The following is an 18600-nucleotide window of genomic DNA, read 5'->3' as shown; positions in this document are numbered from 1 at the left end:
AGTCATGCCAGAGATGTGACCGAAGCTAAGCGTATGGATTTGTTGATTATTTTCGGCGGGGGATGAGCGTGAAGGGGGGCGGGCTGTCCGGGATTCCGAACTGAACGGGGGAGGGTGTTCGGGAATCCGAATGGTATCGCAGGGGTTTCAGAGTGGGTAACCAATGGTTTTGCGGTGTGACTTCGGACGCTTTCCCGGCTGAAGCCGGTCCTACAAAATCGCGTCATTTCAGTAGGACCGGCTTTAGCCGGGAATTGGGGCTGGCAATTTATGCGTGGATCTTTGGTGCGGGCACTGCCCATTCAAGCCGCTCAAGAGAACCGTTACGGCCCGCCACTTTATCCAGGTACGCCTGGACCTTCTGGTGCTCTTCGTCAGTGGTGAACAAGCCAAGCTTGGTCCGGCGCCACAGAATGTCTTCCGCCTTGGTCGCCCATTCCTCGCTGCAGAGGTAGTCCACTTCGCGGCTGTACAGGCCGCCGCCCAAGTGTTCGCCCATTTCGCTGAGACTTTGAACGCCCTCGACGATGCGCCAGCTGCGTGAGCCATAAGTAATCGACCAGCGCTTGGCGATATCCGCTGGCAGCCAGCTGCAACGCTGCTCCAGTTGCGCCGCCAGCAACGCTGGCGTGGTCATGCTTTCACCGCCCGGCAGGCTGGCTTTTGCGGTCCAGCTTGGCTTCATCTGCGGGAAGAACGGCGCCAGTTGCTGCATCGCCGATTCCGCCAGTTTGCGGTAGGTGGTCAGCTTGCCGCCGAACACCGAAAGGATCGGCGCCTCCTGGGCGCTCCCCGACAGCGACAAGGTGTAGTCACGGGTGATCGCCGACGGGTTATCCGACTCGTCATTGCACAGCGGACGCACGCCTGACCACGTGCTCAGAATGTCGGCACGGCTGAGTTGCTTCTTGAAGTGATCGTTAACGATCTTCAGCAGATAATCGGTCTCACCTTCGGTGATCGCCACTTTCCCCGGATCGCCGGCGTATTCGCGGTCGGTCGTACCGATGATGGTGAAGCGTTCGAGGTACGGAATGGCGAACACGATGCGCTGGTCTTCGTTCTGCAGAATGAACGCATTTTCGCCTTCGTACAGTTTCGGCACGATCAAGTGACTGCCCTGAATCAGGCGAATGCCGTACTGCGATTCGAGCTTCAAATCTTCACGAATGAACTTGGCGACCCATGGACCAGCGGCGTTGACCAGCGCCTTGGCGCGGATGGAAAACAGGCTGCCGTCCGCACGCTCCATGTCCATGTGCCACACGCCGCCGCTGCGACGGGCGCCCAGGCAGCGGGTCTGCGTATGAATGTGCGCGCCTTTTTCACGGGCGGCCATGGCGTTGAGCACCACCAGACGAGCATCGTCGACCCAGCAATCGGAGTATTCAAAGCCCTTGGTGATCGAGCTGTTCAGCGGGCTGTTGGCGCCGAAGCGAATGGTCTTCGACGCTGCCAGCTTCTCGCGTTTACCAAGGTGGTCATACAAGAACAGCCCGGCGCGGATCATCCACGCAGGGCGCAGGTGCGGGCGGTGAGGCAGCACGAAACGCATCGGCTTGACGATGTGCGGCGCTTTTTCCAGTAGCACCTCACGTTCGGCCAGCGCTTCGCGAACCAGACGGAATTCATAGTGTTCCAGGTAACGCAGGCCACCGTGGATCAGCTTGCTGCTGGCCGATGAGGTGTGGCTGGCGAGGTCGTCCTTCTCGCAGAGAAAGACCGAAAGGCCCCGGCCCGACGCGTCTGCCGCAATGCCGACACCATTAATGCCACCGCCGATCACGGCAACGTCGTAGACCTCGGAAAGGGGTGGGGTCGGCAAAGTGGACTGGGCCATCGGGGCCTCCTGAGTGTTCGATCGCGTTCGAATTCTGCGCCTCAGGGCGGGCGAATTCGAACATTTATGTTCATTTCCGAAAATAGTAGCGCAATAACGCAAACGCAGCCACTCAGTATTCATTGAAAATACTGATGGGAGAGATGAGAAAGGAACAAAAGCGAACATCCGGGTGAGGCGAGCGCGGTCACTGCGCTCGTTCATGGATCGAGGGTTAAACGACTTCCAGCCGAATCTTGTTCTGCGTCAGCAGTTGCGCCAGTGCAGGCACGGGCGTCTGGTCCGTCACCAGGCAGTCGATCAGCGTGATCGGCCCCAGTCGAACCATCGCGTTGCGGCCGAATTTGCTGGAGTCAGCAGCCAGAATCACCTGACGCGCGTTGGCGATGATCGCCTGAGAAACGCGCACTTCCTGATAATCGAAATCCAGCAGACTGCCGTCCTCATCGATTCCGCTGATGCCCACAAGGGCGAAATCGACCTTGAACTGCGTGATGAAATCCACGCTTGCCTGACCGACGACGCCGCCATCCCGGCGCACATTGCCGCCCGCCAGGAGCACTTCGAAATCATCCTTGCCGCTGAGAATCGACGCCACGTGAAGATTGTTGGTGATGATCTTCAGGTGATTGTGATTAAGCAACGCGCGGGCGATGGATTCGGTGGTGGTGCCGATGTTGATGAACAGCGACGCATGGTCCGGGATCTGCGCGGCAATGGCCTCGGCGATGCGCTGCTTCTCATCGCGCATCTGATCGGCACGCATGGCGTAGGCCGTGTTTTCGATGCTGGAATCGTAGGCCGCGCCGCCGTGGTAACGACGCAGGAGGTTCATTTCCGCCAACTGATTGATGTCGCGGCGAATGGTTTGCGGGGTCACGACGAACAGCTGCGCCATTTCCTCGATGCTGACGTAGCCGCGCTCACGGACCAGCTCGAGGATCTGCTGTTGACGGGGTGGCAGATTCATTTTTTATCCTTCGGGCACGGGCGCCCATGATGCCGCAGGCAGCCATTACCTGTCAGCCGGAAAAAAAGCCTCTGCCGCTCCATTCAGGATCGCGCTTATTCGACCTCTTCGTGGGGTTCCCAATCGCGGGTACGGTCCACCGCCTTGCGCCAGCCGGCGTAGAGTTTTTCCTTCTCGGCGTCATCGCATTGTGGCTCGAACTTGCGCTCGATGACGGCCTTGCCTCTCAGCTCGTCCAGTCCGCTCCAGAACCCGATCGCCAGGCCAGCCAGATACGCTGCGCCCAATGCGGTAGTTTCGCGCATCTTCGGACGCTCCACCGGCGTGCCGAGAATGTCGGCCTGGAATTGCATGAGGAAGTTGTTCGCCACTGCGCCGCCGTCAACGCGCAGGGCCTTGAGCGGCTCGCCGGCATCCTGTTGCATGGCGTCGAGCACGTCACGGGTCTGGTAGGCGATGGACTCCAGTGCGGCGCGAATGATGTGGTCGACCTTCACGCCACGGGTCAGGCCGAACAAGGCGCCCCGTGCGTACGGGTCCCAGTAGGGCGCGCCCAGACCGGTGAACGCAGGCACCAGGTAGACGCCATTGCTGTTCTTCACTTTGGTGGCGAAGTATTCGGTGTCCATGGAATCGTTGACGATTTTTAGCTCGTCGCGCAGCCACTGCACGGTGGAGCCGCCATTGAACACCGCGCCCTCCAGCGCGTACGCCACTTCACCGCGCGGACCGCAGCCTATGGTGGTGAGCATGCCGTGGCTGGATTTCACGGCTTTTTTGCCCGTATTCATCAGCAGGAAGCAGCCGGTGCCATAGGTGTTCTTCGCCTGACCCGGTTCGACGCACATCTGGCCGAACAGCGCCGATTGCTGATCACCGGCGATCCCGGCGATGGGAATGCCGCTTTTGCTGTGGCCATAGACTTCGGATGACGACTTGACCTCCGGCAACATCTCCCGGGGCACGTCGAGCACGTCGAGCATGCGCTGATCCCACTCCAGGGTATGGATGTTGAACATCATCGTGCGCGAGGCGTTGGTGTAGTCGGTAACGTGGACCTTGCCGCCGGTAAATTTCCAGATCAGCCAGCTATCGACGGTGCCGAACAGCAACTCGCCACGACGGGCGCGCTCGCGGCTCCCCTCAACGTGGTCAAGAATCCACTTCAGTTTGCTGCCGGAAAAGTACGGGTCGATGACCAGACCAGTGGTGTCCCGGATGTAGTCTTCCAGACCGTCACGCTTGAGTTGCTGGCAGATCTCGGTGCTGCGACGGCATTGCCAGACCACGGCGTTGTAGATCGGCCGGCCGGTGTCCTTTTCCCACACGACCGTGGTTTCGCGCTGATTGGTGATACCGATCGCGGCGATCTGATTGTGGTGCAGGTTGGCCTGGGCCAGAACTTTGGTCATGCACGCGGTCTGGGTCGCGAAAATCTCCATCGGATCGTGCTCGACCCAACCAGGCTGGGGGTAATGCTGAACGAACTCGCTCTGGGCGCTGCTCACCACGTTGGCGTCACGGTCAAAAATGATGGCGCGAGAACTGGTGGTGCCTTGATCCAGAGCGATGATGTAATTCTTGTTTTCGTTGTCGGTCATGGTGAATGCCTGATAGTAAAACGAGTGTCCGGAAACTGCCGTCCGTATGGATGCCTGCGCAAACTGCCTTTGCGCACTGAATACCGGGATGGCACCAAGGAAGCAAGCTGGATATTCGTATTCGAAAAAATATAGACGTAAACGAACCTTGTCAAAGGTCGAAAGCGAACGTTATCGATGAATGTTCCGAGCCGCCGATATTAGTGGATAAGTCGTGCGCAAACGCAGGCATTTCGATAACCAATGGCCTAAAGTATCGGCAGCAAACAAGAAAGTGTCTGGCTGTCTGGAGTGCTGCATGACCCCTGCATTGGATTTACTGAAAAAGGTTCGCGCCGAACATCGCGTCCACAGTTACGAGCACGACCCCAAAGCCGCTTCCTATGGCCTGGAAGCGGCAGAAAAGCTCGATCTGGCCCCCGCTCAGGTGTTCAAGACGCTGCTGGCCAGCACCGAAAAAGGCGAGTTGCTGGTGGCCGTAGTTCCCGTCGTGGGCTCGCTGGATTTAAAAGCCCTGGCCCACGCCGCAGGCGCCAAGAAGGCTGAAATGGCTGACCCGACGGCTGCCCAACGGGCCACCGGCTACCTACTGGGCGGAATCAGCCCGCTGGGGCAGAAGAAAAGGCTGCGCACTTTCATCGATGAGTCCGCTCAGCCCTTCGCGACGATTTTTGTCAGTGCAGGTCGGCGCGGGCTGGAAGTCGAACTGCCCGCCGATGTCCTTGCGCAACACACCAGTGCGACCTTTGCCCGGATAGGCCGGGAATGATTCGTAGGGCTTGTCAGAAATGCCTGACCCTTTCATGCGGTGAAACTGACCGCAGACCCGCTGCGCCCGAATCGGGTTGCCGCGCCTATTCACTCGGGGATGCCTTCCATGCAGCTTGAATTCCATCAGGTCGACGCCTTCACCGACCGCGCCTTCGCAGGCAACCCGGCGATGGTCTACCGCCTCGACGCCTGGCTTTCCGATCAACTGATGCAGCAAATTGCTGCAGAGCACAATTTGTCGGAGACCGCGTTTCTGGTCCGTGAACCCCCGGGCTGGCATATCCGCTGGTTTACCCCGACCCATGAAGTACCGCTGTGCGGGCACGCGACCCTGGCCAGCGCGTTTGTGCTGTTCGAGAAGTACGCCGAAAAGGCCGAAGTCATCCACTTCACTGGCAAATCCGGGCCGTTGAGTGTGAGCCGTGAAAACAGCCGGCTGGTCCTGGACTTCCCCTCGATGCCGCCCGCCGAGCAAGGCGTGACGGTGGAAATCGAGCGTGCCCTCGGCCTGGAAGTGGTCGACGTGCTGAGCGCTGCGGAATTGCTCGTGGTGCTGGAGTCCGAGCAGGCTGTTCGCGATTGCAAGCCCGATTTCGCCGCCATCGCGCGTTTGCCGTGGCCTGGTGTGATCGTGACCGCCAAAGGCGACGGCGAACGCTACGATTTTGTCTCGCGCTATTTTGCGCCGGGCATCGGCATCAATGAAGACCCGGTTACGGGCTCTACGCACTGCAGCCTGATTCCCTACTGGTCGGCCCGTCTCAACAAATTCAGCCTGACGGGTTATCAGGCGTCGGCGCGGGGAGGGGAGCTGTTCTGCCGGCTGGAAGGTGAACGCGTGAAGATCGGCGGGCACGCGACGCTGGTGGCCAGCGGCGCGTTGATACTGAGCTAGTGGATATTCGCCCGAAAGCACCTGACCGGGAATGACAGGCCGTCAGACCGCCACGTCCCGATGCACGGGAACGCTCCGATGCACCGGAACGCTGCCCGAGGTCGGAAACAGCACCAGATGCTCGGCCGAGACTTCGAAGCCGACCTGATCCCCGGCGCGCAGATCCACGTGGCTGGGGAACAACGCTTCCAGCTGTGTGCCGGTCGACAACTGCAGGCGATACAGGGTGGCCGCGCCCTGAAACGTCAGGCTCGCAACGCGGGCCTTGATCGGGCTGTCGGGCGCATAAATGATGTCATCAGGGCGCAGCAGCACCTCCATCGGCGTCCCCTTCGCGCCGGGGTAGGCTCGATTGCCCCGCAGAACCCCCAACTCGGTCTGCACCGATTCGGCATCGATCAGTTGCCCGCGAATGAAATACCCCTGACCGACGAAACTGGCGACATACGGCGTCGCCGGCTCGTGATAGAGGTTGTAGGGCGTGTCCCACTGCTCCAGCCGACCGTCCTTGAACACGCCGACGTGATCGCTTACGGCAAAGGCTTCTTCCTGGTCGTGGGTGACCAGAATCGCGCTGGTGCCACGGGCTTTGAGGATGTCGCGCACTTCGTGGCTCAGGCGCCGGCGCAGCTCACCATCCAGATTTGAGAACGGTTCATCGAGCAGCAACAACTGCGGCTCGGGGGCGAGCGCACGGGCCAGCGCCACACGTTGCTGCTGTCCACCGGAAAGCTCATGGGGATGCCGGGTGCCCAGCGCGCCGAGATTGACCAGCTCCAGCATCTCCTGAACCACCTGCTTCTGGCGCGGATGATTGCGGATGCCGAAGGCAATGTTGTCGGCGACCGTGAGGTGCGGGAACAGAGCGTAGTCCTGAAAGACCATGCCGATCCGGCGCTTCTCTGGGGCCAGGGTAAACCCGGCCCGTGAAATGACTTCGCCTGCCAGCGTGATCTCGCCCTCGTGCACCGGCTCGAAACCGGCGATGGCGCGCAGGGTAGTGGTTTTGCCGCAGCCGGACGAACCCAGCAGGCAACCGATATCGCCTGCATTCAGGTGCAAATTGAGCTTTTGCACCACCCGTTGGTCCTGATAACCACAGGCCAGGTTATGCAGGGTCAGCAGCAGGGGCTGACTCATGGGGTGGTCAAGGCCGGGGCGACGAGGAATTCGAGCAGGGCTTTCTGCGCATGCAGCCGGTTCTCCGCCTGATCCCACGCCACCGAACGCGGGTCATCCAGCAAGTCTTCGCTGATTTCTTCGCCACGGTGCGCCGGCAGACAGTGCATGAAAATCATGTCGTCAGCGGCGCGGTCGAGCATCGCGCGAGTGACCTGGAACGGCTTGAACAGGGCCAGACGCCTGGCGGCTTCTTCTTCCTGGCCCATGGACGTCCACACATCGGTGGAGACCAGATGCGCACCTTTTACCGCTTCTTGGGGATCACGGGTCAGGGTCACGCGATCACCCGCCAGGGCCAGGTAATGCGCACTGGGTTCGTAGCCTTCCGGGCAGGCGACCCGCAAATTAAAGTCGAACTGAATGGCTGCTTCTATATAGCTGTTGCACATGTTGTTGCCATCGCCGATCCATGCAACGGTCTTGCCCTGAATGGAGCCGCGGTGCTCAAGGAACGTCTGCATGTCGGCCAGCAGTTGGCAGGGATGAAGGTCATCGGAGAGGCCGTTGATCACCGGTACGCGGGAATGGGCGGCGAACTCGGTGAGGTTGCTGTGGGCGAACGTACGAATCATCACGGCGTCGACCATCCGCGACATGACCCGCGCGCCATCGGCAATCGGCTCGCCACGGCCCAGCTGGGTGTCCCGGGGGGAGAGAAAGATGGCCTGGCCGCCGAGCTGGATCATCCCGGCTTCGAACGAAACACGTGTCCGTGTCGAGGATTTCTCGAAGATCATCGCCAGGATGCGGCCCTTCAATGGCTCGAAGAGCACGCCTCGATTTCGCAGATCTTTCAGCTCAATGCCGCGACGAATCACCCCGACCAGCTCAGCGGGGGTGTAGTCCATCATCGAGAGAAAGTGCCTTGCGCTCATCATTAACTACCTTGTCTGCAACAGACCGCAGATCCTCTAAGCCGGGTTTTTCTGAAAAACGGGCGAGACCTGCGGCGAAAGCCGCACGGGGCGACGATAGGGAAGGCGCGAGGGTATAAGAAAATGTCGCCTGATGCCAAGGCCCGCAGTGACGGAAAATCCTCGTCGGACGTTCGGTAGCCTGAAAGCGGCGCTCGCAGGACGCTTTTCATGTAACGAAGTGCTACAGTCATGTTTCTGCGCAGGCCATTCGCCATCGCATTAGTCCCGATGAGGCTGGCCGCTTGTGACGCCTTTTGGCGTCCCCGCAACTGCTGTCTGATCTGTAATAGTCGCAAACCACTGTGCAGCCTTATGCGACATGCTTCACGCCGCGGAAACCCGGACGTTTCTAAAACCATCGGCGTGGGTTATAAAGGCCGCTTATGTCCTCCAGAAGAGGTGGGGAATGGATTCAAAAGAGCAACAACTGACGGAACTGCTCGGGCTGACCGCTCGAACCCTTACGCACCTCACGGCGTCCATGACGTCGATGTCGTTCGAGCTGATGCGCAGCGAAGACGAGGTCACGCGCTCTGCGGGACGCCGGATGATCGATCGTATGGCAACCATCAGCGCCGGACTCGACGAACACTGGCGGCTGATCGGCGAACTCACCGGCATTCAGGTGTCTCAAGAGCAGATCGAAACGGTTCATGAAGTGCAGATGCAGCGCAAGGTCGTCACGCCCATCGGTGGCTCTGCTTCCTGAGCAGCTTTCCTTCTATCAGGTGAGCTATCGGCTCGCCTGATGCCGCCCGATTCACGGCACTGACATTTCTGGCGCATCACCCACCCAAGTCCCATAGTTTTGTACCCGCGATCAGGTTGATCGCTCTATAAAAACTTGAGGCTGGCGATGACCAAGACTCTCCACCACCGTGCCTGTCACCTGTGCGAGGCGATTTGCGGCCTCACCCTCGAAACCACCCTGCAGGACGATGCCACCCTCCTGATCACCTCGATCAAAGGCGATGCGCAGGACACGTTCAGTCGCGGGCATATCTGTCCCAAAGCCGTCGCGCTGCAGGATATCCAGAACGACCCGGATCGCCTTCGCCAGCCCATGCAGCGCATTGGCAACGACTGGCAGCCGATCGAGTGGCAGGATGCGTTTGACCTGGTCGCAGAGCGCCTGGCCGATATCCAGGCGCGTCACGGGCAGAACGCGGTGGCGGTGTATCAAGGCAATCCCAGCGTGCATAACTATGGGCTGATGACCCACAGCAATTATTTTCTCGGGCTGCTGAAAACCCGTAACCGCTATTCCGCAACGTCCGTGGACCAACTGCCGCACCACCTGACGAGTCATTTGATGTACGGCCACGGCCTGCTGCTGCCCATCGCCGACATTGACTACACCGATTTCATGCTCATCCTCGGCGGCAATCCACTGGCGTCCAACGGCAGCATCATGACCGTGCCGGATGTCGAGAAGCGTCTGAAAGCGATTCAGGCCCGCGGCGGTAAAGTCGTCGTGGTCGATCCGCGCCGCAGCGAGACCGCCGCCATTGCCGATCAGCACCTGTTCATCCGTCCCGGGGGCGATGCGGCGTTGCTGTTCGGCTTGCTGCACACCCTGTTTGCCGAAGGCCTGACCCGCGAAAGCCATCTTGCCGTTGATGGCCTGGCGGACGTTCGCGCGGCAGTCAGCCAGATGAACGCTGACGCCATGAGTCCTCGATGCGGGGTGCCTGCCGAGCAAATCAGGCAGCTCGCGCGGGACTTTGCCGCTGCCAAAAGCGGCGTGTGTTACGGGCGTATGGGTATTTCCACCCAGGCATTCGGGACGCTATGCCACTGGCTGGTGCAACTGATCAATCTGGTCACCGGCAACCTCGACCGTGCAGGCGGTGCGCTGTGCACCGAACCCGCGCTGGACTTGGTGGCGTCGACCTCCGGCGGCAGCTTCAATCGCTGGCAGAGCCGCGTCTCGCAACTGCCGGAGTACGGCGGCGAGCTGCCGGTTTCTGCACTGGCCGAAGAAATGCTGACCCCGGGGGAGGGGCAGATCAAGGCGCTGATTACGGTCGCGGGCAACCCGGTACTGTCGACGCCTAACGGGCGTCAGCTCGACACTGCGCTTGAGGGGCTGGAATTCATGGTCAGCGTCGACTTGTACATCAACGAGACCACGCGGCACGCGGATCTCATCCTGCCGTCGACGTCCGCGCTGGAAAACGACCACTACGACACTACGTTCAATATGTTCGCCGTGCGCAACGTCACCCGTTTCAACCGCGCGATCCTCGCCAAGCCCGAGGGCGCGCTGCACGACTGGGAAATCTTTGTCGGCCTCGCCCAGGCGTTTGCGCTGAAAACCGGCCGCGACCTCAAACCGACGATGCCGCCGGCGCAGATGGTGGATCGCGGTTTGCGCGCCGGGTTGTACGGTGATGCGTCCCCGCTGAAGCTGTCGCTGGAGACGCTGGCCCAGTATCCCCATGGTCTGGACCTCGGGCCGCTCAAGCCCAACCTCGCGGCGCGCCTCAAGACTGCGAACCAGCGAGTGCAGGCCGCGCCGCCAGTTATTCTGGCGGACTTGGCCCGTTTTGCCGCGCAGCCCGAGGCTCAGGCCGATGGCCTCATGCTCATCGGCAGGCGTCATGTGCGCAGCAATAATTCATGGATGCACAACTTCCATCGCCTGGTGAAGGGCAAGCCGCGCCATCAGTTGTTGATGCACCCCGACGACTTGCTCAGCCGAGGGTTGATGGACGGTCAGCGGGTCAGGGTCAGCTCGCGGGTCGGCGTAATCGAGGTCGAAGTCATGGGCAGCGCCGACATGATGCGCGGGGTCGTCAGCCTGCCCCATGGCTGGGGCCACGGTCGTCCGGGCGTGAAAATGGAGATCGCGACGGCCCAGCCAGGTGAGAGCGCGAACGACCTGACTGACGAGCGGGCGCTGGACGGGATTTCCGGGAACGCCGTGCTGAACGGGGTGCCGGTTACGGTTGCGGGGGCATAACGGTCATTGGGGCGTTCAAGGCCAAGACCGAGCGTTATGCTCGGGAATCGTTTAGAATGCGCCACCGTGTCGACACATACAGTCGTAAAGTTTAGCCGAGGTGCTCCATGGATATTATCGAAACGATTAAAGACCAGATTGCCAACAACACCGTTCTGCTTTACATGAAAGGCGCTCCGAACGCCCCGCAGTGCGGCTTCTCGGCCAAGGCTTCTCAGGCACTGATGGCGTGTGGCGAAAAGTTCGCGTACGTCGATATCCTGCAGAACCCGGAAATCCGCGCCAACCTGCCGAAGTACGCCAACTGGCCGACTTTCCCGCAGCTGTGGGTCGGTGGTGAGCTGGTCGGCGGTAGCGACATCATCACTGAAATGCAGGCTGACGGTTCCCTGCAGGAACTGGTAAAAGCCGCTGTTGCGAAAAACGCCACTGCCTGATTTTCGGCAGTCGTAAGAAAGCCCCGCTCTCTGCCGAGACGCGGGGCTTTTTGTTGGGCGGTGTTAGGAGCTGGAATTAGCCCTCTTCGCCCATCTGCGATTGCAGGTAGTTCTCGATGCCGACCTTGTCGATCAGGCCCAGCTGGGTTTCCAGCCAGTCGATGTGCTCTTCTTCCGATTCCAGAATGTCTTCCAGCATCTCGCGGCTGCCGAAGTCACCCACGGTTTCGCAGTGCGCGATCGCGGCTTTAAGGTCGGCGTGGCCCTTGCGCTCGATGCGCAGGTCACACTCGAGCATTTCCTTGGTGTGTTCGCCGATCAGGATCTTGCCCAGGTCCTGGAGGTTCGGGAGGCCTTCCAGAAACAGGATGCGCTTGATCAGTTTGTCAGCGTGTTTCATCTCGTCGATGGATTCGTGGTACTCGTGTTTGCCCAACTTGTTCAGGCCCCAGTCCTCATACATGCGCGCATGCAGGAAGTATTGATTGATCGCGACCAGCTCGTTACCGAGGATCTTGTTGAGATGCTGGATGACTGTGATGTCGCCTTTCATGATCGGGTCCTGTCGAAGGTATAGGTAATACAGGCGGCAAGTCTGAGCCCCCTCTATGACTCTGTCAAACCTAAGTTATTGAATAATAAGTGAAAATAAATAGGAATAAGAATGTTTGTGTTCCGCATCTTGTTGCTAAGCGATTGAATTAAAGGCATAAAAAAACCGGACACTGTCCGGTTTTGTTTGAAAGCGGTTATTCAGGCAGCTGAAAATTCTGCGGGATAGGCGAGGGCGGCATGGCTGGTTTGCAGCTCGGTGAGGGTTTCACGCACCACTTCCTTCGCCAGGCAGGCACATTTCCCACACTTGCTGGCGACACCCAGGGTCTCGCGGACGTCACGATAGCTGCAGCATCCTTCCATGATTGCTTCACGGATTTGTCCGTCGGTAACACCTTGGCAGAGGCAGACATACATATAAGAAACCGTCGCTGAGTGATTGGCTCAATGCGAGGGATACTAATGTTAATGAGAATGCTTGTCAAAACTACTCAGGCTTTCCGTACGTCACCTCCGATGAGTGGTCGGATGCGCTCATAGGGCTGATCGCTTGTGGGGGGTGTGTGTATATCCATTATCGGCGGTGTTGCTGATTATGGTTCCGCCCTTACGGCGGGTCACTTTTTCCAACAGCCCGGATTGCCGGCCCAGAAAAAAGTAACCAAAAAGGCCGTGCTCCTGGTTGGGCCCTTCCTTCGTCAGGGTTCCTTCACTCCGGTTTCGCTCCGTGGGCCCGCCGCCATCCGCCATCCATGGCGGGGGGCGGCTCTCGCGGCATCCATGCCGCTCGGCCCACTGCGCGAAACCTGCGTTCAGCCTGCACCCAAGTCGCGTTTGGCGGTGACGGAGCCTTTTGCGTAAGAAGATCAAAAGCGGATCAAGAGCAGATCAAGAGCAGATCAAGAGCTTCCCGGCTGAAGCCGATCCCACGGGGTGTGCGCGACGTGCTTTTTAGTGGGACCGGCTTTAGCCGGGAAGGGGCCAGTCGGGACGCTGAACGTCGTTTGATCGTTCCCGCGCTCTGCGTGGGCATGCATCCTGTGACGCTCCGCGTCACCTGTAGCCGGTCCCGCTGAATGCACGCGCTGCTTTTAGTGGGACCGGCTTCAGCCGGGAAGGGGCCAGTCCGGGCACTGACGGAGTTTGAGCCGATCACTGCCTCTCGATTTCCACCCCATAAAAAAACCGGCCACTTGGGCCGGTTCATTCATTGCGCAGCGACATCGACTCAGTCGTTGAAGTCGTGCCAGCCGCCCATTTCTTTCCAGCGGTTGACGATGCCGCAGAACAGCTCGGCGGTTTTCTCGGTGTCGTAACGGGCCGAATGGGCCTCGCGACCGTCGAAATCAATGTCCGCCGACTGGCAGGCTTTGGCCAAAACAGTCTGACCGTACGCCAAGCCCGCCAGCGTCGCGGTGTCGAAGCTGGAGAACGGGTGAAACGGGTTACGTTTCATGTCCAGTCGCGCAACCGCTGCGTTGAGAAAGCCGAGGTCGAAGCTGGCATTGTGACCGACCAGAATGGCGCGCTTGCAGCCGTTGGCCTTCAGTGCCTTGCGGATGCCGCGGAAGATGTCCGTCAGCGCCGTTTCTTCACTCACGGCCATGCGCAGCGGGTGGTCCAGTTTGATGCCGGTGAACTCCAGCGCCGCCGCTTCGACATTGGCGCCTTCGAAGGGCTCAACACGGAAGAAATACGTGTGGTCCGGAAAGACAAAGCCTTTCTCGTCCATGCCAATTGTCGTCGCTGCGATTTCCAGCAACGCATCGGTGGCGCAGTTGAATCCGCCTGTTTCTACGTCAACGACCACAGGCAGGTAACCGCGAAAACGGGCAGCCATCGGGTGCCGGGACCCTGTACCGCCACCGGAGCCTTCTTGCTCGTCTTCATAATGTTCTTCACTCACGCGTGTTGCTCCAGCAGACGCCAGCGCAGTTTTTCACCGGCGCGCAGCGGGATGACAGAAAGCTCGCCAAACGGCAGGCTGGCGGGGGCCGTCCACTCGTCACGAACCAGGGTAATAGTGTCGGTGTTGGTCGGCAGGCCATAGAACGCCGGGCCGTGCAGACTGGCGAAACCTTCCAGCTTGTCCAGCGCATTGAGTGATTCGAATGCCTCGGCGTAAAGCTCGATGGCGGCAAACGCGGTATAGCAGCCGGCGCAACCGCACGCCGCTTCTTTCGCGTGCTGCGCATGGGGCGCGGAGTCCGTGCCGAGGAAGAACTTGCTGTTGCCGCTGGTGGCGGCATCCAGCAGGGCGACCTGGTGGGTATTGCGCTTGAGAATCGGCAGGCAATAGAAGTGAGGGCGAATGCCGCCCACCAGCATATGGTTGCGGTTGTACAGCAAATGGTGGGCAGTGATGGTTGCGCCCACATTGGCCGACGCTTCATTGACGAACTGCACGGCATCCGCGGTAGTGATGTGTTCGAACACCACTTTCAGCGTCGGAAAACGCTCGACGACACGACGCATGTGCTCGTCGATAAAAATCTTTTCGCGGTCGAATACGTCGATGTCGCCGCGGGTCACTTCGCCGTGGATGAGCAGCGGCAGGCCTACCTCGGCCATCGCCTCGAGCACCGGGAATATCTTGTCGACGCTGGTCACGCCCGAATCGGAATTAGTAGTGGCGCCTGCCGGGTACAACTTGGCGGCGTAGACGAAACCACTGGCCTTCGCGGCGCGAATTTCTTCGGGCTGCGTCAGGTCGGTGAGGTAGAGCACCATCAGCGGCTCGAAACGGCTGCCTTGCGGGCGCGCGGCGAGGATGCGCTGACGATAGGCGTCTGCTTGCTCTGCATTGCGTACCGGCGGCACGAGGTTCGGCATGATGATCGCGCGGCCAAAAGTGCGCGCTACGTCGGCGACGGTGTGGGGCAAAACAGCGCCATCTCGAAGATGGATGTGCCAGTCGTCGGGGCGCAGGAGGGTCAGGCGTTCGGACATTGGGGATTCCAGGCGGGTCAAACTCGCTGGGAATGCTACCGGAAAAGACTCCTCCAGGCACTCGCTATCAAGTTTTGCGGGAAGTTACCGATAGCCACGTGTAAGTCATAAATCTTGTTACACGTGAATTTAGTGGAGCCTCCCGTGCGCCAGCGATATCTAGCCCTGCTCAGCGCGTTTGCCAGCCTGCCGGCCATGGCGCTCACTTTCCAGACGCGTCTGGAAAATATTGAGTGGAAGGTGGAAGGCGATCAGTTCGAATGCAGACTGACTCAACCTATCGCCGATTTCGGTGCGGGCGAGTTCGTGCGGCGTGCGGGCGAACAGCCGACGTTTCGCTTGAAAGCAAATGGCTACAGTCTGGCATCCGGGTCGGCCATGTTGATTGCCGCCGCGGCGCCATGGCAGCCGGGGCGCAGCGATCTCAATCTTGGCGCGGTAAAAGTCAGCGGCGGCGAGATTCCTTTCAATACCAATCAGGCCCAGGCCACGCGGTTGATCGCGGGCCTGATGGAAGGGCGCAGTCCGGTGATTCGTCACTCACTGCGCGATGGCGGCGGCGCCATGGAAGTCCGTCTGCTGCCGGTCAAATTCAGCAAGGCCTACGACGATTTTCAAGTATGTACAGCGAAGCTGTTGCCGATGAATTTCGAACAGGTGCGGCAATCCGAGATCGGCTTCCCCGGCGGCGGCATCGAGTTGGATGCGTCCGCCAAGCGTAAGCTGGACACCGTGCTGGCTTATATGAAGGCCGATCCGACGGTCAATCACGTCGAACTGGACGGTCACTCCGATAACAGCGGCAACCGGTTGACCAACCGTGATCTGTCGCGGCGCCGTGCGCTGTCGGTCATGGACTACCTTAAAGCCCAGGGCATCCCGGAAGAACAGATCACCCTGCGCTTCCACGGCGAGCAGTACCCGCTGGCGCCTAACACCAACAACGCCAATCGCGCGCGCAACCGCCGAGTGAACATCCACCTGGAGCGTGTGGCGCAGCAGACTCCAGCCGTGCCGCCGGCTGCTGCACCTGCTCCGATACCAGTCCCAGTCCCAGTCCCAGTCCCAGTCCCAGTGCCTGCGCCTGCCGCAACGCCAACTCCAGGCGCTGCACCCGTTACAGCGGCAAGTACGGCCCCCGCCAAGGCCTCTTGACCAAGGGCGGCGAAGTCGTCTGACTGACATAATCTGTCGCTTTGCCGTCAGAAGCTGTCGCGACACTGTAAATTCCCGCGCGTGATCGGTAAACTCGTCGGTTTTCCGTACAACGCGTTGGAGTGATGGCATGGCGGACGTAAACAAGGTAGTTCTCGCGTATTCCGGTGGCCTGGATACTTCGGTAATCCTCAAGTGGCTGCAAGATACGTACAACTGCGAGGTGGTGACCTTCACCGCTGACCTGGGTCAGGGCGAAGAAGTCGAGCCAGCACGCGCCAAGGCGCAAGCCATGGGCGTCAAGGAAATCTACATCGACGACCTGCGCGAAGAATTCGTGCGTGATTTCGTGTTCCCGATGTTCCGCGCCAACACCGTCTACGAAGGCGAGTACCTGCTGGGTACTTCCATCGCGCGTCCCCTGATCGCCAAACGCCTCATCGAAATCGCTAACGAAACTGGCGCTGACGCCATTTCCCACGGCGCCACCGGCAAAGGCAACGACCAGGTTCGCTTCGAGCTGGGTGCTTATGCGCTCAAGCCTGGTGTGAAAGTCATTGCGCCATGGCGTGAGTGGGACCTGCTGTCCCGCGAGAAGCTGATGGACTACGCCGAGAAGCACGCCATCCCGATCGAGCGTCACGGCAAGAAAAAATCCCCGTACTCCATGGACGCCAACCTGCTGCACATCTCTTATGAGGGTGGCGTGCTGGAGGACACCTGGACCGAGCACGAAGAAGACATGTGGCGGTGGACAGTTTCACCGGAAAACGCGCCGGACAAGCCGCAGTATCTGGAACTGACCTACCGCAACGGCGACATCGTGGCGCTGGACGGCGTTGAGATGACCCCAGCCACCGTCCTCGCCACCTTAAACCGCATTGGCGGCGAGCACGGCATCGGTCGTCTGGATATCGTCGAGAATCGCTACGTCGGCATGAAGTCCCGCGGCTGCTACGAGACCCCGGGCGGCACTATCATGCTGCGTGGTCACCGTGCGATCGAATCGATCACCCTGGACCGTGAAGTCGCTCACCTGAAAGACGAGCTGATGCCCAAGTACGCCAGCCTGATCTACACCGGTTACTGGTGGAGCCCTGAGCGTCTGATGCTGCAGCAAATGATCGATGCGTCGCAGGCCCACGTGAATGGCGTCGTGCGCTTGAAGCTTTATAAGGGCAATGTAATCGTGACCGGTCGCAAGTCCGACGAGTCGCTGTTCGATGCCAATATCGCGACGTTCGAAGAAGACGGCGGCGCGTACAACCAGGCAGACGCTGCTGGCTTCATCAAGCTCAACGCGCTGCGCATGCGTATTGCGGCGAACAAGGGCCGCAAGTTGTTCTGATCGCTGTCGTGACTGGAGTGCAGCCCTTGTTTCGGGGCTGCACTCATTAAGCGTCCACCCGTGTGCTGTTGGTGGTTCACCTGCAAACCTTCCTGATCCCACTTCGGCCGATTATTTGCCGGGCTTACGGACGGTGAAATACGCGCTCTCGCTTTCTATTATTCCTGAGTCATGTTGGTAAATCGGTCTCGTCGTCGATGATTTTCTCAGCCATTTCCCCCTGGGAAGTTGTTCGAAACTCAAAACGGTAGGCTTTGCCGATGTCCCAGATATCGCGTATCCCGACGCCCAATAGTTGAGCGATTTCCGGAACGGTATAGCCCAAAGCCGAGTAATGCATGGCATGTCCGGCAGTAGCATCGTTTATCGTGGCGGGCTCTCTTTGCCGAGACGTACGTGACCGGCGAACAGGTTGGCAATAGCGGATCTTCAGGCCGTTCTCGCTCGCCAGGCGCTTGATGTCCTTCTGGTTCATGCGCAGCGAGTATTGCAACGCGGCAACCCCGGCTCCCTTGGCCACAAGCCCTTTGAGCAGATCGACCTTTGTGCACATTTCAGCCTCCGGGTCGGCCTCCCGGGTTTGTCTGGATGCCTCGCTCTCCCGTGACTCACCTTCTGCGATGACGTTGATCACGCCGCCCTGGGAAACGTACCGCTCAACCGCCTCCGCCAGTTTGATAGGGTCACTGCTTGCGCCAATGGAGTATTTTATTTTCTTGGTCATGGTAGGTTCCTTTGAACATATCAACTAAACAGCTTTACTGCCGGGACGTTCATGCTTAACAGCGTTTAAATACTGAATGGCTTATTCATGCCGATGAGTGGCCTGCGCCCGCTCTGCTGCCTAATGAAGCATCAGTCTTTATATGCGCAATAATTTTATATCGTGATAAACGCCACTAATTAACGGCGGGTAGAACCATTCGCTCATCAAAAAGTAACGACTGGTAATAGATTTGGCAAGTAAAAATCTTAAAAATCTCTGGTTTGCTTTTTAAGCGCTTAACGCAATTTT

Annotated in this window: 17 protein-coding genes; 7 read left to right on the top strand and 10 right to left on the bottom strand. The window is 59.4% G+C overall.

From position 1 onward, the window contains the following. Positions 1 to 268: 268 nt before the first annotated feature. The 3 genes from glpD to glpK all read right to left on the bottom strand — a co-directional run bounded on the left by glpD (position 269) and on the right by glpK (position 4411). Positions 269 to 1840, bottom strand: coding sequence for a glycerol-3-phosphate dehydrogenase (glpD, locus tag FX982_RS01885; RefSeq protein ID WP_172609436.1), 1572 nt, complete (start codon positions 1838 to 1840; stop codon positions 269 to 271). Between the two features lie 214 nt (positions 1841 to 2054). Next, positions 2055 to 2810 (bottom strand): DeoR/GlpR family transcriptional regulator, encoded by a 756-nt coding sequence (locus FX982_RS01880; protein ID WP_074888955.1) that lies wholly within the window; start codon positions 2808 to 2810, stop codon positions 2055 to 2057. A 95-nt stretch (positions 2811 to 2905) separates the two neighbouring features. After that, on the bottom strand, positions 2906 to 4411 hold the full coding sequence (glpK, locus tag FX982_RS01875) for a glycerol kinase GlpK (protein WP_122536100.1): 1506 nt from the start codon (positions 4409 to 4411) through the stop codon (positions 2906 to 2908). Positions 4412 to 4709: 298 nt separating this feature from the next. Between glpK and ybaK the strand changes: the two genes are divergently transcribed. Beyond that, positions 4710 to 5180, top strand: a complete 471-nt coding sequence (gene ybaK / locus FX982_RS01870; RefSeq protein ID WP_172609435.1) for a Cys-tRNA(Pro) deacylase — start codon at positions 4710 to 4712, stop codon at positions 5178 to 5180. Positions 5181 to 5288: 108 nt separating this feature from the next. Next, positions 5289 to 6077: a PhzF family phenazine biosynthesis protein gene (locus tag FX982_RS01865; protein WP_172609434.1), complete on the top strand. Its 789-nt coding sequence runs from the start codon at positions 5289 to 5291 to the stop codon at positions 6075 to 6077. Positions 6078 to 6119: 42 nt separating this feature from the next. On the opposite strand, the gene FX982_RS01860 is transcribed toward FX982_RS01865, so the two are convergent. Beyond that, positions 6120 to 7217, bottom strand: a complete 1098-nt coding sequence (locus FX982_RS01860; RefSeq protein ID WP_172609433.1) for an ABC transporter ATP-binding protein — start codon at positions 7215 to 7217, stop codon at positions 6120 to 6122. After that, a complete protein-coding gene (gene argF / locus FX982_RS01855) occupies positions 7214 to 8134 on the bottom strand; it encodes an ornithine carbamoyltransferase (RefSeq protein ID WP_172609432.1) in 921 nt (306 codons plus the stop codon). The genes FX982_RS01860 and argF overlap by 4 nt, the downstream gene beginning before the upstream one ends. Positions 8135 to 8582: 448 nt before the next feature. Between argF and FX982_RS01850 the strand changes: the two genes are divergently transcribed. The 3 genes from FX982_RS01850 (at position 8583) to grxD (ending at position 11578) form a co-directional block, all read left to right on the top strand. Further along, positions 8583 to 8885, top strand: coding sequence for a hypothetical protein (locus FX982_RS01850; RefSeq protein WP_065992547.1), 303 nt, complete (start codon positions 8583 to 8585; stop codon positions 8883 to 8885). 147 nt (positions 8886 to 9032) lie between these two features. Further along, positions 9033 to 11141 (top strand): molybdopterin oxidoreductase family protein, encoded by a 2109-nt coding sequence (locus tag FX982_RS01845; RefSeq protein ID WP_172609431.1) that lies wholly within the window; start codon positions 9033 to 9035, stop codon positions 11139 to 11141. Between the two features lie 107 nt (positions 11142 to 11248). After that, positions 11249 to 11578 (top strand): Grx4 family monothiol glutaredoxin, encoded by a 330-nt coding sequence (grxD, locus tag FX982_RS01840; protein ID WP_122536106.1) that lies wholly within the window; start codon positions 11249 to 11251, stop codon positions 11576 to 11578. A 76-nt stretch (positions 11579 to 11654) separates the two neighbouring features. On the opposite strand, the gene bfr is transcribed toward grxD, so the two are convergent. The 4 genes from bfr to pyrC form a co-directional block, all read right to left on the bottom strand. Next, positions 11655 to 12131: a bacterioferritin gene (gene bfr / locus FX982_RS01835; protein WP_037012292.1), complete on the bottom strand. Its 477-nt coding sequence runs from the start codon at positions 12129 to 12131 to the stop codon at positions 11655 to 11657. Positions 12132 to 12331: 200 nt separating this feature from the next. Next, on the bottom strand, positions 12332 to 12550 hold the full coding sequence (locus FX982_RS01830) for a bacterioferritin-associated ferredoxin (RefSeq protein ID WP_065992556.1): 219 nt from the start codon (positions 12548 to 12550) through the stop codon (positions 12332 to 12334). 811 nt (positions 12551 to 13361) lie between these two features. Further along, positions 13362 to 14039 carry a ribonuclease T gene (rnt, locus tag FX982_RS01825; RefSeq protein WP_122536107.1) on the bottom strand — a complete coding sequence of 226 codons (678 nt, stop codon included), beginning with the start codon at positions 14037 to 14039 and terminating at the stop codon, positions 13362 to 13364. After that, on the bottom strand, positions 14036 to 15082 hold the full coding sequence (pyrC, locus tag FX982_RS01820; protein ID WP_172609430.1) for a dihydroorotase: 1047 nt from the start codon (positions 15080 to 15082) through the stop codon (positions 14036 to 14038). The genes rnt and pyrC overlap by 4 nt, the downstream gene beginning before the upstream one ends. 144 nt (positions 15083 to 15226) lie before the next feature. On the opposite strand from pyrC, the gene FX982_RS01815 reads away from it, so the two are divergent. Further along, the gene (locus FX982_RS01815) at positions 15227 to 16237 is read left to right on the top strand and encodes a flagellar protein MotY (RefSeq protein WP_172609429.1); all 1011 of its coding nucleotides are present in this window, start codon (positions 15227 to 15229) and stop codon (positions 16235 to 16237) included. A 130-nt stretch (positions 16238 to 16367) separates the two neighbouring features. Then, complete coding sequence (locus FX982_RS01810; protein WP_065992560.1) at positions 16368 to 17585, top strand: argininosuccinate synthase; 1218 nt, start codon at positions 16368 to 16370, stop codon at positions 17583 to 17585. A gap of 169 nt (positions 17586 to 17754) precedes the next feature. Here FX982_RS01810 and FX982_RS01805 read toward each other — a convergent pair whose 3' ends face one another. After that, positions 17755 to 18309 carry a hypothetical protein gene (locus FX982_RS01805; protein WP_254074868.1) on the bottom strand — a complete coding sequence of 185 codons (555 nt, stop codon included), beginning with the start codon at positions 18307 to 18309 and terminating at the stop codon, positions 17755 to 17757. Positions 18310 to 18600: the final 291 nt, after the last annotated feature.

This window comes from Pseudomonas graminis, assembly GCF_013201545.1.
GTDB lineage: Bacteria > Pseudomonadota > Gammaproteobacteria > Pseudomonadales > Pseudomonadaceae > Aquipseudomonas.
This window is presented reverse-complemented; position numbering and strand designations above follow the sequence as displayed.